Source organism: Anabaena sp. TISTR 8404 (genome assembly GCF_056847745.1).
The window spans coordinates 2,977,866-2,992,782 of sequence record NZ_CP180578.1; the positions used below are offsets into that span (position 1 = coordinate 2,977,866).

Here is a 14,917-nt window from a genome sequence, read left to right on the forward strand (position 1 = left end):
CACCCTAGAAAGCTTAAAAAATTTATAAAAATATAGGAATTTTTAAGAAATGGGAATAATTACTCGGTTTTTTTTATATTTGTTAAGGTTGAGAATGGTTGAGGGAGTTTGACAGATTAAGAGATTAATAAAAAAATAAGAAGTATATCTGTTAGAACCTGAGACAATAATTTTTTAGGTGCAATAACCAGTATTTGCCAGAGATTTTATCTAGCAGGAACCAAAAAATGACACCTATAAGAAAATTTTTGGTTTTGCTAAGTAATTAGTAGAAACTTGTACTTTGCTATAGAACGGGTGCATTTGTTTCTAAGGGGAAACTACCAAGCTGCAAACGAGTAGCTGTCAAGGAATTATGTACCAAACAAAGCAACCATCCCTAAAGGAAACTATGAATATTGCTGAATTGGGAACAATGGAAATATTGGAAAACGCTGTCGAGACAGAAGAGCAACTACTCGAAAATTTAGAGTTATTGGTAGAAGAGGAACCCCCAATTGCAGAAAATCTCGAACCAGAGGAACGTGATGGGGATGAGATGGCAGCGGCACGACCTTCTGGATATAACAAAACTGAGCATGATGATGCTGTAGGGGCGTTTTTTAAAGAAATGGCACGTTATCCGCTGCTAAAACCAGATGAAGAAGTAGAATTAGCGCGGCGAGTTCGATTTTTAGAAGAAGTTAGAGAAATTCAAGCCGCCTTACAAGCCGAATTAGGACAGCACCCGACTAAAGTTCAAGTAGCTGCCCAATTAGATATGACCGAAAAGCAGCTAGAAAGCCGCTTATATCAAGGTCGAGTAGCGAAACGCAAAATGATTCGCTCGAACCTGAGACTAGTAGTATCAATTGCCAAACGATATTTAAATCGCGGAGTGCCTTTTCTGGATTTAATTCAAGAAGGGGCTATGGGATTAAATCGCGCTACAGAAAAATTTGATCCCGACAAAGGATATAAGTTTTCCACTTATGCTTACTGGTGGATTAGACAAGCAATTACACGAGCGATCGCTAATGATGCCAGGACAATTCGCTTACCAATTCACATTGTAGAAAAACTTAATAAACTCAAAAAAGCCCAACGAGAACTTAAACAAAAACTCGGTCGTAACCCTTCAGAAGCAGAAATGGCAGCTTCTTTGGAAATGACCGTCCAACAATTACGCCAACTACAACAATTACGTCGTCAAGCACTCTCCCTCAATCACCGTGTCGGTAAAGAAGAAGACACAGAATTGATGGACTTATTAGAAGACGAAGACAACCTTTCTCCTGAAGCAAAAATGAATGAAAACATGATGCGTCAAGAGATTTGGGAAGTCTTAGGTGATGTGCTAACTCCACGAGAAAAAGACGTAATATCTTTACGCTATGGACTCACAACCAGTGAACCCTGCACCCTAGAAGAAGTTGGCAATATGTTTAATTTATCGCGCGAACGAGTGCGCCAAATTCAAAGCAAAGCCATGCGAAAATTACGCCGTCCTCACATCGCCAAACGTTTAAAAGGTTGGTTAGTTTAAAAGTTATAGCAGGGGACAGGTCACAGTTGACAGGTGACAGGGTTAAAAGTCTTTTTCTGTCTACGTTTTATCATTTGCTGATGTCCTAACTGTCTTGGCTATTGCCACATATCGCAATACGGTTCAGATAAGATAATTCGTTATGTTTTGTAAACCAGTAGAGACGCGAAATTTCGCGTCTCTACAAACCTGATATTCTCACCAGATAACCCTAACTGAACCGTATTGCTCTATATCGCGGTGCTGATTCATGCCACCTGAAATGAATGTCCTAACGTTTTTGGTTCTGGCAAAGGTTCACCATCTTCCAAAGCTGATTCAATCAGCATTTCTAAAACTTCTTGAGCATTTTTCAAAGCTTCTTCATAAGTATCGCCATGAGTGCAAGGCTGCATGACATTAGTAAACTCAGGTAATAAAACTACATAACATTTATCTTCTTCTGACCATTGAATAATAATTGTGTATTTCATTCTTCTGTTTCCTCTCCTTCTTCCATTTTCTTTAATTCTGCCAGTGCTTCATTAACTTGCTTTTCTAAATAAGGTTTAGCATCACTACCATCTTTACCAGCGATGATAATAGCTTGAGGCAATAGCGGATGTATCTATTTACTGTGGCTACCCTTTGCTGGTTTATAAGTAAACCCTGCTTGCAGTAACAAACTTTTTAATTCTCTAATTTTCTTAGGCATAATCGAGAGTGTATGTTCACTTATCGCTGGTTTGATTTCTCGTTGTCTCTCGCAAACTTCCCGCCTGACAATCTCGCAACCAAGCTTTCACACCTTGGGCAACTGTACCATTGCTACTATCTCGTGGTGGTGTTGGTGGTTGTTTGTTAGCCAAAGAACCAGTTTGAGTGAACATCGTTACCAAATACCAGCCACTTTGATTTTTAGTCAAAAATAACCAATGAAATTCTTGTAACTCAATTGCTTTGCTATCTATATATTGCCTTTCTAAGGTAGTAAAAAAAACTTGCTCAACTTTTGTGGTTGAACTTTTTTGCTCACCTAAATCATCACCAGCAGGATTTAAAGGTAGAGGTTGAAACTCTGGTCTACCTGCTAACACCATATAGCTGTAAGCATCACTACTTCTTTTACGACGACGAGCGCGTTGACTAGCGCGATTGGCATATCCAGGTAAATCTTGCAGAAGTTGAGTAGTTAATGTTTCGAGATTTTTTTCTTTGCAAGCAAACTCCACACCTCTCTCTGCTGCTAGAGAGAATGCTGAGTTATCAATGCTGTTGGGAATTAGTAGCCAGAAGGTAAAAGCTATGACGGGGAGTAGGGAGTAGGGAGTAGAGAGTAGGGAAGAAACTATTTTCATACTTAGTTATGGGCTTTTTTGTGAATGATTGACTTGAAATGTCATTTGTTAGTAGTTCTTTTCCCTCTACACCCTTGCACCCCTGCTTATTTTGTAATTAACTCCTCAGAAATTCGCTTCCAGGCTAACTCAGGTTCAGCAGCAGCAGTTATGGGACGACCAATTACTAAATAGTTTGCACCAGCGAGTATGGCTTGGGCGGGAGTGAGAGATCGCATCTGATCTCCTTTTTCTGCCCAAGTAGGACGCACCCCCGGACAAACTAGCAAAAAATCATCCCCACAAGTTTGCCGCAATTGTGCCACTTCTTGGGGTGAACACACCGCCCCGTCTAACCCTGAATCTTTCGCCATCAATGCCATTTCTAAAGCAAATTCTGGCAACTCTAGGGGAACTTTTAAATCAAACGCTAACTGTCTGCTAGAAATACTCGTCAGCAGCGTAATGGCAATTAATTTCGGCGGTTGAACTCCACCTTGGGCTGCACCAGCTTGGGCTGCTTCTGTGGCTGCTTTTAAGGCATCTCTACCTGCTGTGGCATGAATTGTTAGTAAGTCTACCCCGTAACGCGCTGCACTGCGACAAGCCCCAGCCACAGTATTCGGGATGTCGTGAAATTTTAAATCTAGGAAGATGCGCTTTTGCCGAGACTTTAATATTTCTAAAATTCTCGGCCCGGTGCTGGTAAACAACTCTAAACCAACCTTCCAAAAACTGACTGATTCTAACTTGTCTACCAAAGCGATCGCACTTTCTAAATCTGGCACATCCAAAGCCACGATTATTTTGTCATTAGTCATTAGTCAATGGTCAATAGTTAAAAGGCAGGGGGCAGAAGGCAGGAGGCAGAAGGTTAAAGAATAAAATTTCAGACTTCAGACTTCAGACTTCATACTTGTTAAGGTACTAAACGCACAAATTTATTTTTACCAACTTGCAAAACTCGTCCGTACAACTCATTAGGTTCTTGGTAAGAAGTATCAACATCGGTAATGCGATCGCCATCTAAGCGTACACCACCTTCTTGAATTTTCCGCCGACCTTCACCTGTACTTTTACACAAGCCACTAGCATTGAGTATAAAAGCCAACTTTGCTGGAAACTGTGGTATCTCAGCCAGGGAAAATTCAGGAACAGCACCTTCTTTACCACCACTTTTCGCTGCTTCTTTGGCTTCATTCGCAGCTTGTTCGCCGTGATATTGTTTTACCACTTCCCAAGCTAAAAGCATCTGGCGATCGCGGGGATTTTCTGGCAATTGATCTAAAGGTAAATCAGTCAGTAGTTCAAAATACTGTTCCAGCAAATTATCAGGAACACCTTGTAACTTCTGATATTTTTGTCCTGGATGTTCCGACAAGCCGATGTAATTGCCCAGCGACTTAGACATTTTCTGTACGCCATCTGTACCAATTAAAATTGGCAACAGTACCCCAAATTGGGGTTTTTGCCCAAAATGACGCTGTAAATCTCGTCCTACAGCAATATTAAATTTCTGATCAGTACCGCCTAATTCTACATCTGCCTCAACGGCCACAGAATCGTAGCCCTGCATCAAGGGATAAAGGAACTCATGCAAGAAAATCGGATTCTCTTTTTTGTAACGTTCAGCAAATCCTTCCTTGGCTAACATCTGCCCCACCGTCATCGTAGACAGTAACTCCAAAATTTTCCCCAAATTAAGCTGGGAAAGCCATTCGGAGTTATAACGCACTTCTAACCGTCCTGGTGTGTCAAAATCCAATATAGGACGCACTTGGTCTAAGTAAGTTTGGGCATTTTGCGCCACATCAGCTTCTGTTAGCTGGCGACGCACCTCAGATTTACCTGTCGGATCACCAATGCGAGCCGTAAAATCACCGATGATGAGGACTGCCGTATGACCAGCATCTTGAAACGCTCGCAGTTTTCTTACTGGTATGCTATGACCAAAGTGAATATCAGCACCCGTGGGATCAATTCCCAATTTGACTCTGAGGGGTCTGTTACTATTTGCTAGGCGTTTCTCTAAACTTTCAATTTCGCTATCAATATCCGTCGGTTTTGGGAATACTTCCACTATCCCACGATGCAGCCAAGAAAAATCTTGCGCCATAATAGGAGATTCGCTATTAACTACACTTTTTATTTGAGAAGTTAGGTTGGTTACATTCACTGGCAATTTGTCCGTTTTTTCATCTGCCAAACTAATATAATTGCAAAAAATTAACCACCTTGCTGCATTTGGATGAATTACAGTTAAATTTACAAGTGAGGAAGTGATATCACCGTGTCGTCTAGGACTCTTGAAAATAAGCAGCCAAAACGTCGGCCTTCATCAGGTTTTGAGTTTTTCAAAGGCGTAGGTCAGATAACTGGCGGTACTCTTTTATCAATAACCATGCTGACAAGCTCTATTGTAGCTGGAGGGCTTGTTGGTTTAGCTATTAGTTTCCGCAATTTACCGGATGTTAGACAACTGCGAAACTTTTTACCAACAGAAACAACTTATATTTATGACATTAAAGGTAAACTGCTGGCCAGTGTTCACGGGGAAGCTAACCGTGAAGTCGTGCCTTTAGATAGAATTTCGCCAAATTTGAAACGGGCTGTACTAGCTAGTGAAGATAGCCATTTCTACAATCACCACGGAATTAATCCTACAGGTGTGGGACGTGCCATTGTCGTCAACGCAGTTGCAGGTGGTGTGAAGGAAGGTGGTTCTACCATCACCATGCAGTTGGTCAAAAATTTGTTTTTGTCACAAAAACGCGCCATTACTCGGAAATTAGCCGAGGCTGTATTGGCAATTCGGCTAGAGCAAATTTTAACCAAAGACCAGATTTTAGAAATGTACCTCAATCAAGTGTATTGGGGTCATAATAATTACGGTGTACAAACAGCTGCACGCAGTTATTTTGATAAGTCCGCCGAAAATTTAACTATTGCTGAATCTGCCATGATGGCGGGTTTAATTCAAGCGCCAGAAGAATTCAGCCCATTTGCAAGTATGAAGCTGGCAAAACAAAAACAAAAAGAAGTTCTGGGGCGGATGCTGGAGTTGAAATGGATTACTCAGCAAGAATATGATGATGCTCTTAAACAAGAAATCAAACTAGGTAGAATCAGGTCTTTCCAAGGTAGCGCTCTACCTTATGTTTCTAACACTGTGTCCCAGGAATTAGCGAAAAAGTTTGGGCGTGATGCACTACTTAAAGGTGGAATGCGAGTTCAAACGACAGTTGACGCTCAATTCCAAATCATGGCAGAGGATACTGTCAAAAAATGGCATAAAAATCTTCTTAGTCAAGGCTTATACAAAAATCAAATTGCTTTAGTAGCTATTGATCCACGTACACATTTTGTAAAAGCTTTGGTAGGCGGTGTTGACTCGAAAGCGAGCGAGTTTAACCGAGCAACTCAAGCTCAACGTCAACCAGGTTCTTCTTTTAAACCATTTGTTTACTATACAGCCTTTGCTACTGGTAAATATACACCAGATTCAACAGTAGATGACTCTCCGGTGAGCTATCGAGATGGTAATGGTTGGTATTACCCAAGAAACTACGATGGTTCGTTTAGAGGGCCAATGCCTATTCGCACAGCCTTAGCCCAATCTCGCAATATCCCGGTAATTAAGATAGGTAAAGCTGTTGGGATGTCTAAAGTGATAGAAACTTGTCGGACTTTAGGAATTATGAGTCCGATGGAACCTGTAACTTCATTGCCTTTAGGTGCGATCGGTGTGACACCACTAGAAATGGCGAGTGCTTATGCTACGTTTGCTAATTATGGCTGGCAATCTCCACCAACAATCATTGCCCGTATTACTGACAGTAGTGGTAATGTTTTGCTAGACAATACTCCTAAACCCCAGTTAGTTTTAGATCCTTGGGCTGCGGCTGCAATTATTAATACGATGGAGACAGTTGTTAGGGAAGGAACTGGTAAAGCGGCAGCAATTGATCGTCCCGCAGCAGGTAAAACAGGTACAACATCTTCAGAAAAAGATATTTGGTTTGTTGGTACTGTACCACAATTAACAACTGCGGTCTGGGTAGGCCGAGATGACAACAAACAATTAGCCAGCAGTGCAACTGGTGGTGGTATGGTGGCTCCTATTTGGAAAGATTTTATGACTAAGGCTCTCAAAGGTGTACCAGTAGAAAAATTCAAGTCTCCTTCGCAGTTTCCTAGACCAAAGTCAAATTAATTTTGGATTTTAGATTTTGGATTAATGACCAATCCTCAATCCAAAATCTGAAATCTAAGATTTTTAAGGCTGTTTTTCTAGTTCAGCTTTCATCCGCTCTAGAGTAAAGTGCATTTGGTCAAACATTTGTTGCGGAGTAATACCAAACTGACCTAATTGGGTTTTTAACTGTTCTACTGTCATTTGCGCCATAAAATCTTCTGATAGCTCGAAGCGCTTCATAAAAATGCGATAGCGATCCATCATGGCTTCCATCTGTTCAATAAACAGTTTTTTGCCTTCGCGGTCAAATTTGCCATAATTATTACCAAGTTTGATTAGGGCTTGGTAATCTTCAAAAAGCTCTTTTGCTTCTTGCTGAACTATCTCAGAGTCAAAGAATCCCATATTACTTTTACTAAACTGAGTACTGGAACTCAGCAGCTTATAGTGAGTGATGCTTATATTTTTATTCTAGTCTAGGGGATTTATTTAAAAAACAAACTTCGGTTGAAGTACGGTTTTTGACCTAGATTCCAACACTTGACTTTAGTGGCTTGATGTTGAAAAGCAGCATCAATATTTGAATTAACATGACTCCAGATAATCTCTAAGGATTCGCTGTTTTAAATGTATTACATTGCTGTGGATCACCTGTTTGAATACCTCGCTTAAACCAGCGGACTCGTTGGGCGGAACTGCCGTGGGTAAAAGATTCTGGCACTACGTAACCTTTGGCTTGTTTTTGTAAGCGATCATCGCCAATACTACTAGCAGCGTTTAAGGCTTCTGCGATATCACCAGTCTCCAAAATTTGGCGCGATCGCTCCGCACGATTTGCCCAAACTCCCGCAAAACAATCTGCTTGGAGTTCTTGGCGCACAGATAACTGATTTGCTTCTACTTGATCTGCTCGTTGTTGTAGCGATCGCACTTGATCAGAAATTCCCAGCAAATTTTGGACATGATGTCCAATTTCATGGGCAATTACATAAGCTTGGGCAAAGTCGCCTGGTGCTTGGTAGCGGTTCTTTAAATCACGGTAAAAGCTCAAGTCAATATACACTTTTTGGTCTAGGGGACAGTAAAATGGCCCCACGGCCGCACGCGCAAACCCACAAGCAGATTCCACCGCATCGGAATATAACACTAACTTCGGCTCAACGTATCTGTTACCGCTTTGTTGAAATATCTGGCTCCATGTGTCTTCTGTATCCGCCAGCACTACGGAGACAAAATCAGCCATTTGGTCTTGGGCTGGTTTCTGCGGTGATTGGGTGACTGGGCGATCGCTTGGTCGGTTATTCTGTTCTAAAATTATTCGTGGATCACCACCCAAGAGCGCCACTAGCAACGATAGCAGCAGTGCGCCAATCCCGCCGCCAACTACAGGAGCTGAAACCCGCATTCCCCTTCTGTCTTCTACATTTGTACTCCGACGACCTAATTGCCAACGCATAATTACTGCTTGCCCAAATCACATACAAAGCACAATTGCAGCAGGTCAGATAAAATCTATACCTACCTTTTAGCTCTACTCTCTTGATATTACTGATTACCTTGGTGAAGTTCTTCTACCTGGGGTTTAACCAGCAACAAATAACTGTAATTCTTCAGACAGGTTGTGAATACGATACAGTTCAATTAACCTGCAAAACTATAAAACCGATATTCAGGGAGAAAAAATTTATGGGACTATTCGACCAAATTCTTGGTGCTGTCGCTAATCCCAATCAACAAGGTAGCTTGGGTCAACTGGGAGGTATTATTAACACCGTGCAACAGTTGAGCGATCGCACTGGTGCAGATTCTTCTACTATCCAATCTGTTTTGGGTATTGTGGGCAATTATGTACGTTCCTCTTTACAAGAAAAGCAAGCTACAGATGGTGAAGCCGAAGCCCAAGCTTTGGTAAATCAATATGCTGGTACTTCACCTAATCCCCAAGCTGTGAATTCGCTGTTTTCTCTTGGGATGCAACAACAAGTGGCTGAGGTGGTTGCTCAGCGCACAGGTTTAGATGCTGGAACTATTCAACAGTTACTCCCCTTAATTGTGCCTGTAGTTCTAAACTTCTTGCAATCAGGTGCAAATGCCCAAAATCCTCAATCTGGCGGAAATTCAGTGTTGAGTACATTTTTGGATGCAGACAGAGATGGCGATGTTGACATTGCTGATGCTATTCGCTTGGCTAGTCAATACCTTGGCAGATGATCAAGTTGATTTAAAAATTAATTTACAAATTTAGTTGGCAAAATTTGGTCTTGCTTGTCAGGATCAAAAAAGAAGGACAGGAGACAAGAGAAAAGAAGCATAGCTTCCTTGTCTCCTGACTCATACCATTTTGGATTTTAGATTTTGGATTCTGAAAAGGTTGGTTGGTAAGCTTTTCAGCACTCCATCTGTCGCAATTATTTTTCAAATTGGTATCATTTTGAGCCGATAGGAATGGCAGACATGACTAGAGATCCGCGATTTGTATCCCCTGATTATTTTGCTGATCGCTCTTCAACTACTGATGGATAACTACTTGATGCCTTACAAAACCTATTAACACCAGATCGCACTCCAATGCGATCGCAACTAACCATTCTCCGCCGCAATCAAAAACTCCTACTTTACATCGTCCCCGAACCATCTCCTAACAAAGACTAACAAGCAAGAATATTTTCCTCAGCACTCAGCACTCAGCACTTTTAACTTTTTGATTATCCTCCACTCACAGGAGGAATCAGTACCACTTCATCACCATTTTGCAGCAATGTATCTGGTTCCACAAAAATTAAATTGATACCAAAGCGAGTGATGTCGCGCCATTTGGCGAGTTCTGGGCGTTCCACAATCAGGCGATCGCACACTGCTTTTACAGGTGTACCTTCCGGAAATTCCAGCGCCAATTCTGGAACCCCAAAGGCTTCTTGGTAAGCAGCGAATAATTTTACCGTGACTGTGATTGCAGATTTAGACATACAAAAGCTTGGCATTCTGGAAGTATTCTCAATCTTAAGTTTCTCAAACAGACAGAAAAATGATGTAACACTTGAGAAACTGTCACTTGGTATCACCATGCAATACAACTTGAATGTTGCTAGGGTGATTAGCAAAAATACTAACATCCATTAGCCCAGAAAAATGATGAGAAAAGTAAACTGAACTAATCGAAAAGGTTGTCTGTTGAGAATAGCGCAGGGTGTAGGTGTTTTGCTGACTTACACCCTGCACACCTATACTCCTATACCCTTGATTGGTTTATTACTGAGTGCAATTGGGAGTGCTGTCAGGAGTAGCATCAGGATAAAAAGTACGAATACCGCCTGATCTTCTGACGAATACAGCTTTAAAAGTTCTACCCTCATCGGTGACGCTGAGAAGACATGCTTGGTTAGTGCTGCTAGTGTTGGGGTTATTCTTGTAACCTAAAGATGCCTTTGACAAAATTTCTTCCGCATTGAGAGTGTAAGGATAACCTTTGATAGTAGACTGAGCAGTTCCAGTACCTACCTTAACGATCGCACCCATTGTGTAGATTGTGTTAGGAACTACTTCTTCGTTAAACGTATTGTTGTTCAGTCGTCCTGCTAAACCTTGATTTTGTAACTGTACATAACGACCAACAAAATGCATCCCACCAATGGAACCGCCTTGAACTGGTTCTCCGCAAAATACATGATCAAAACCTGCAACATTAAACCAGATATTGGTTAAATCTTCCAAAAACTGAGCATCGGAAGTACGACCTAATACGAGATATCCTCCTACATAACCTTTAATATTTGCCAATACAGTAGGATTATTATTCATCATAGTTTGGAAGGCAGTGCGACTCACAACTGTACCTGGAGTGCCACAAAGATTAACTACTGCTGTATCAAAGCTGTTGAGGGGTGGGGCTGAAGGTGTAACATCAGCTGGGCTACCATAAGCTAACCCAGACACAGGGTTTTCGATATCGTCAAAGAAAGGTACAGAACCCGCTGGTAGAGAAGAAGAACCGGAACCGGAAGAACCATAATCAGTAATTACAATGTCATCGATGTTGGTTCTGTTGGCGGTTCCATCAGTTTTACGAATTTCACAGCGAACGCTACCAGAGATGTTGGGTGTAAAAGTTGCTGTTTGCAATGTTGTAGAAGTGGTATTAACAGTGGAACCGACTTGTATCCATGAAGAACCACTGTTAGTTGAACACCAAACACCCCAAGTAGTATTAGCATCAGTACCAAATTTAGCGTGTTTGATAGTAATAGTGCCTGCACCTGTAGTGCGATCAAACCTCATTGAAACTCTACCACTACTGCGAATGCGGGCCGACTTTGCGCCACTTTTTCTATCAGTGCTGAGATCCCCAATCAGCGCATCATTCATATTCCATAAGCCTGTGCTGAGATTCACATCAGCTGCTGCATAACTTCCTTTTGTACCACTTTCAAATCCTTCAGAAAGTGTGACACCATTAGCACTATTTACACAAAAAGTAAGCAGTATAACTGCGCCTGTTGATATTTTTAAAGGAAACGCTAACTTAGACATACTTAATTGGTTGGTTACTTGAGTTAATTAGTAGTTGATTCTGAACCTGAATAGTCAAGGAAATACGCTAAATTACTTCATTGATAACGAAGTAATCAAGAGAAAACACAAAATTATAAATATGCGTGATATTTATAATTTTGCATTTTTAATTTGTAATATAGTTTGTGAAATTGCTCGTTTTATATTAAATTCTGATTAAATATAAGTTAAACCTGTAATTACCTATTTAAATAAAAAGCAATATCCCCGACTTCTTCAAGAAGGCGGGGATATTTGTCTTTCAATGATATTTTTTGATTAGTCTTCATCTTTAACCCAGAGTATTCCAATCAGTGTATCATTTATAAAAATGACACCCGTGTCAAATGTTGCTTCTGTTAAAGAATCCCAAGCACTAAGCGCAGCGTAGTTGTTGACAAATACTGCGTTGGTGAAAAACTGACAGTTGCTTTTAAAAAAGTTGAACATCTTAGTAGAAATTTGTTCTGCGGCTTCTACTGTCATGATTTTTGATGAATAAGCCAAATCTTTTGTGAGAACAAATACTAAAATTTTACTTGCCGCTTCTTGAGTGATTTCTTGCCAGCGATCGCTAAGTCCAGCATATCCAAATTGACTAACAAATAAATCTATAATTTTGATTAAGTCTTCAGGTTTTTCAATTGTGACATCAGAGCTTATTTGTTTAATTTCAAACAAAACATTTCCCAGAATACGTTGTGACAGTATTTCTGCTCTCAATTCTCTAATTTCTGAAGAATCTGCATTGTCTAATATGTTTACGCTCATGATTATTGAGATAAATAGTTGCAGTATCTTGCTAGGTTAATTCCTGTCATAGTAACCCTAAATCATTCGTAATAAATAACCAAGCACAAATGACCAATGGCGAATGACAATGTTACAACATTACTCCCAAGTTGACACATCTCGCAGCACATCAGGAATTTCTCCCATATCTAAGGGAAATTCCAACAAAGTTTCTCTGTAACCTAAGTACCCAGACTCAGCAAACGATAACAGCATTCGCTTGAGCGCAAACCAAACTTCTGGTTCGTATTCCCAATCATTATAACGCGAAGCCCGACCCGCAATCGAACGTAGCGCCCAAAAATAAGAATTTCTCACCACTGAACCGCCTTTTTTAAACTCTGGCAAATCTTCGTGGTGAAGAAACAATACTTGATTTTCAATTCTGGCTTTCATATCGGCCATTTTAATTGATTGGAGCGTAGATCTCTTGTCTACAAACTGGAACTTAAGCCCAAACGGAAAGTAAACCCAGGACTGTAGATGCGGTTAACTCGCTCGTATTGCTCACCTAGTAAATTTTCTAAGTAAACCGTCAGTCCTAAATTGCCAGCTAGAGGGACGCGACCACTAAAATCTAAATTGAAATACGATGGGGCAAAATCTGTAATTTGGTCGCCAGGTCTGTTAAATAAAGCTCGACGCGCACCGCTGTTGTATGTCATATACAAATTAGCTTGCCAACCTGAATTTTGATAACCAACTCCAGCTTGGAGTAATGAATAAGGAATCAGACCAAGTTGTAAACCTCTTTCTGTACCTGTTTTGATTTGGGCATCTGTATAAGTATAGTTGAGGAAAGTTGACCAACCAGAATTTAGTTTGAGTTGTAATGCTGCTTCTAAACCATTAGTATCTACTAGGCCAATATTTGCCCATCGTCCTGCGACCACGCCCAGACGATTATCTATACTGCTGCCGAAATAGGTAAACTGTCCAGTTAAATTTTCTGTGAATTTAACATCTATTCCCGCAGTCCAAGTAGAGCCAGTTTCTGGTTCTAAATCAGGATTTGGTTCCCAACCATGAACTGTATCATAAACATATAACTGATCTAGCCCTGGGTTACGTTGTCCGCCAGCCCAACTTCCGCGCATGGCAATTGTTGGTGTGAGTGCATAACGTAAACCCACACTAGGATTAAGATAATTACCAAACTCTGTATCAAAGTTTTGTCTGAGTCCTAAATCTAGTTGAAAATTCTCGCTAATATTCCAACTATTAACAGCAAATAAAGCTGTGTTTAATAAATTTCTGTTTTCAGTTTCATTATTAGCTATGCGAGTTGGGTCGGTACTTAGGACATCACCGTTTAAGTCAGTGTTTTTTAAATCCAATCCCCAACGTAATTTATTGTTCTGGGTTAATTGCCACTCATGGTCTATTCTGACTGATAGTTGTTGTGTATCTAAAGCACCTGTACGATAAAAGTTGCCAGTGGGGCCGTATGTACTGAAATAGTCTTGATTGTAACCAATTGTAGTTGTTAAATTAGAGCGATCGCCATTTCCTAAGCGAGCTTTCCAAGACAAACCAATATTTAAGCCATTGTGGTCTAAACGGTCTCTTTGTAACGGGAATCCAAAGAAAATTAAACCTCGACGACTGCTGAGTGTCGTCACATCTAAATTCAAAGTATTTCTGGAATTTAAATCTATACCGACGTTAGCAAAATAAGTACTTGTGGCTGTATCTGCATTAGATAAAAAACCTTGAGCATCACGGTTAGCTGCGCCTACAGGAACACGATAACGGTTATCTGTAAAAAATCTTTCAAAACTGAGATTATATCTAGCATCACCAACTGAACCACCGAAACTCACTTGTTGATTATTTAAGCTAAATGAGCCATACTCCACGCTACCAGTTAGCTTAGGTTTACCATAACCTTCTTTGGTAATGATATTAACAACTCCGCCAAAAGTTGAGGAACCATACAATGTAGAAGCTACTCCGCTCGATAATTCTACTCTTTCAATTGCTTCTACAGGAATACTATTTAAATCAGTTGTACCGTGATAAGTGTTGATATTATTATTAATCGGCCTGCCATTAATCAAAAATACCGATTGATTAATTGAAGCTCCGCGATAGTATGTACCTGTATGAATATCTGCACCACGACCGACATCATTAATAGCAAAACCAGGTAATCTTTTTAAAACATCAGCAACGCTAGTAGCACCCTGTTTTTGGATTTCTTCTTTTTCGATGACGTAAACAGGTGTAGACCCAGATAAAGTATCTTGTTCGCCGATTACTTCTGTAGTAATATCTGCATCTTCAGCAGGTTGTGTTTCTAATTCTGGCTGAGTTTCTTGATTAACTTCTTCGTTGGAATCAGTTTCTTGAGTTAGTAATTCAGCATTTGTAATGGGTAACTCAATTTCTTGCAAGTTAGGAATATTTGCAGTTACTGGAGTTGATTCACCGCCAGGTTGCTGTTTAATTTCAGTATCAATAGCCGCAGCAGGTAAAGTTATCAGTAAATTTGGTAAAGCAAGTAGCAGCCAACAATTATTTTTCACGTACTCTTTCACA

The 14,917-nt window shown here is 40.5% G+C and carries 15 protein-coding genes and 1 pseudogene; 3 read left to right on the forward strand and 13 right to left on the reverse strand.

From position 1 onward, the window contains the following. The first annotated feature begins 355 nt into the window (after positions 1-355). Positions 356-1,525 (forward strand): RpoD/SigA family RNA polymerase sigma factor, encoded by a 1,170-nt coding sequence (locus tag ACMX3D_RS12945; RefSeq protein ID WP_482751808.1) that lies wholly within the window; start codon positions 356-358, stop codon positions 1,523-1,525. Between the two features lie 248 nt (positions 1,526-1,773). On the opposite strand, the gene ACMX3D_RS12950 is transcribed toward ACMX3D_RS12945, so the two are convergent. From ACMX3D_RS12950 to tyrS, 5 genes and pseudogenes are all read right to left on the reverse strand, one after another. Beyond that, on the reverse strand, positions 1,774-1,998 hold the full coding sequence (locus ACMX3D_RS12950; RefSeq protein WP_482751809.1) for a type II toxin-antitoxin system HicB family antitoxin: 225 nt from the start codon (positions 1,996-1,998) through the stop codon (positions 1,774-1,776). Beyond that, positions 1,995-2,219: pseudogene (locus ACMX3D_RS12955) on the reverse strand (type II toxin-antitoxin system HicA family toxin). The gene ACMX3D_RS12950 and the pseudogene ACMX3D_RS12955 overlap by 4 nt, the downstream one beginning before the upstream one ends. Positions 2,220-2,235: 16 nt before the next feature. After that, complete coding sequence (locus ACMX3D_RS12960) at positions 2,236-2,862, reverse strand: hypothetical protein (RefSeq protein ID WP_482751810.1); 627 nt, start codon at positions 2,860-2,862, stop codon at positions 2,236-2,238. Between the two features lie 86 nt (positions 2,863-2,948). After that, positions 2,949-3,662 carry an orotidine-5'-phosphate decarboxylase gene (gene pyrF / locus ACMX3D_RS12965; protein ID WP_482751811.1) on the reverse strand — a complete coding sequence of 238 codons (714 nt, stop codon included), beginning with the start codon at positions 3,660-3,662 and terminating at the stop codon, positions 2,949-2,951. A 98-nt stretch (positions 3,663-3,760) separates the two neighbouring features. Beyond that, complete coding sequence (gene tyrS, locus ACMX3D_RS12970) at positions 3,761-4,957, reverse strand: tyrosine--tRNA ligase (protein WP_482752333.1); 1,197 nt, start codon at positions 4,955-4,957, stop codon at positions 3,761-3,763. Positions 4,958-5,131: 174 nt separating this feature from the next. Here tyrS and ACMX3D_RS12975 point away from each other — a divergent pair, with 174 nt between their 5' ends. Further along, positions 5,132-7,054: a transglycosylase domain-containing protein gene (locus ACMX3D_RS12975; protein ID WP_482751812.1), complete on the forward strand. Its 1,923-nt coding sequence runs from the start codon at positions 5,132-5,134 to the stop codon at positions 7,052-7,054. Between the two features lie 63 nt (positions 7,055-7,117). On the opposite strand, the gene ACMX3D_RS12980 is transcribed toward ACMX3D_RS12975, so the two are convergent. Together ACMX3D_RS12980 and ypfJ are read right to left on the reverse strand one after the other, a co-directional pair. Continuing rightward, positions 7,118-7,441 carry a DUF1825 family protein gene (locus tag ACMX3D_RS12980; RefSeq protein ID WP_482751813.1) on the reverse strand — a complete coding sequence of 108 codons (324 nt, stop codon included), beginning with the start codon at positions 7,439-7,441 and terminating at the stop codon, positions 7,118-7,120. Between the two features lie 202 nt (positions 7,442-7,643). Beyond that, positions 7,644-8,492 (reverse strand): KPN_02809 family neutral zinc metallopeptidase, encoded by an 849-nt coding sequence (gene ypfJ, locus ACMX3D_RS12985; protein ID WP_482751814.1) that lies wholly within the window; start codon positions 8,490-8,492, stop codon positions 7,644-7,646. 230 nt (positions 8,493-8,722) lie between these two features. Between ypfJ and ACMX3D_RS12990 the strand changes: the two genes are divergently transcribed. Continuing rightward, positions 8,723-9,247, forward strand: coding sequence for a DUF937 domain-containing protein (locus ACMX3D_RS12990; protein ID WP_482751815.1), 525 nt, complete (start codon positions 8,723-8,725; stop codon positions 9,245-9,247). 494 nt (positions 9,248-9,741) lie between these two features. Here ACMX3D_RS12990 and ACMX3D_RS12995 read toward each other — a convergent pair whose 3' ends face one another. The 6 genes from ACMX3D_RS12995 to ACMX3D_RS13020 all read right to left on the reverse strand — a co-directional run bounded on the left by ACMX3D_RS12995 (position 9,742) and on the right by ACMX3D_RS13020 (position 14,904). Continuing rightward, positions 9,742-10,002: a MoaD/ThiS family protein gene (locus tag ACMX3D_RS12995; protein ID WP_482751816.1), complete on the reverse strand. Its 261-nt coding sequence runs from the start codon at positions 10,000-10,002 to the stop codon at positions 9,742-9,744. A gap of 82 nt (positions 10,003-10,084) precedes the next feature. After that, positions 10,085-10,255 carry a hypothetical protein gene (locus tag ACMX3D_RS13000; RefSeq protein ID WP_482751817.1) on the reverse strand — a complete coding sequence of 57 codons (171 nt, stop codon included), beginning with the start codon at positions 10,253-10,255 and terminating at the stop codon, positions 10,085-10,087. 30 nt (positions 10,256-10,285) lie between these two features. Continuing rightward, on the reverse strand, positions 10,286-11,563 hold the full coding sequence (locus ACMX3D_RS13005) for an EndoU domain-containing protein (protein WP_482751818.1): 1,278 nt from the start codon (positions 11,561-11,563) through the stop codon (positions 10,286-10,288). A gap of 300 nt (positions 11,564-11,863) precedes the next feature. Further along, positions 11,864-12,355: a hypothetical protein gene (locus ACMX3D_RS13010; RefSeq protein WP_482751819.1), complete on the reverse strand. Its 492-nt coding sequence runs from the start codon at positions 12,353-12,355 to the stop codon at positions 11,864-11,866. Positions 12,356-12,475: 120 nt separating this feature from the next. Next, entirely contained in the window at positions 12,476-12,772 is a 297-nt protein-coding gene (locus ACMX3D_RS13015) for a hypothetical protein (protein WP_482752334.1), read from the reverse strand. 38 nt (positions 12,773-12,810) lie between these two features. Continuing rightward, on the reverse strand, positions 12,811-14,904 hold the full coding sequence (locus ACMX3D_RS13020) for a TonB-dependent receptor plug domain-containing protein (protein WP_482751820.1): 2,094 nt from the start codon (positions 14,902-14,904) through the stop codon (positions 12,811-12,813). Positions 14,905-14,917: the final 13 nt, after the last annotated feature.

What these genes read in the sequence shown, in the direction of transcription:
- tyrS (WP_482752333.1), bottom strand. Translation starts at nt 4,957, where the DNA reads ATGGCGCAAGATTTTTCTTGGCTGCATCGTGGGATAGTGGAAGTATTC.
- ACMX3D_RS13005 (WP_482751818.1), bottom strand. Translation starts at nt 11,563, where the DNA reads ATGTCTAAGTTAGCGTTTCCTTTAAAAATATCAACAGGCGCAGTTATA.
- ACMX3D_RS12990 (WP_482751815.1), top strand. Translation starts at nt 8,723, where the DNA reads ATGGGACTATTCGACCAAATTCTTGGTGCTGTCGCTAATCCCAATCAA.
- ypfJ (WP_482751814.1), bottom strand. Translation starts at nt 8,492, where the DNA reads ATGCGTTGGCAATTAGGTCGTCGGAGTACAAATGTAGAAGACAGAAGG.
- ACMX3D_RS12960 (WP_482751810.1), bottom strand. Translation starts at nt 2,862, where the DNA reads ATGAAAATAGTTTCTTCCCTACTCTCTACTCCCTACTCCCTACTCCCC.
- ACMX3D_RS12995 (WP_482751816.1), bottom strand. Translation starts at nt 10,002, where the DNA reads ATGTCTAAATCTGCAATCACAGTCACGGTAAAATTATTCGCTGCTTAC.
- ACMX3D_RS13015 (WP_482752334.1), bottom strand. Translation starts at nt 12,772, where the DNA reads ATGAAAGCCAGAATTGAAAATCAAGTATTGTTTCTTCACCACGAAGAT.
- ACMX3D_RS13010 (WP_482751819.1), bottom strand. Translation starts at nt 12,355, where the DNA reads ATGAGCGTAAACATATTAGACAATGCAGATTCTTCAGAAATTAGAGAA.
- ACMX3D_RS12945 (WP_482751808.1), top strand. Translation starts at nt 356, where the DNA reads ATGTACCAAACAAAGCAACCATCCCTAAAGGAAACTATGAATATTGCT.
- ACMX3D_RS12980 (WP_482751813.1), bottom strand. Translation starts at nt 7,441, where the DNA reads ATGGGATTCTTTGACTCTGAGATAGTTCAGCAAGAAGCAAAAGAGCTT.
- pyrF (WP_482751811.1), bottom strand. Translation starts at nt 3,662, where the DNA reads ATGACTAATGACAAAATAATCGTGGCTTTGGATGTGCCAGATTTAGAA.
- ACMX3D_RS12950 (WP_482751809.1), bottom strand. Translation starts at nt 1,998, where the DNA reads ATGAAATACACAATTATTATTCAATGGTCAGAAGAAGATAAATGTTAT.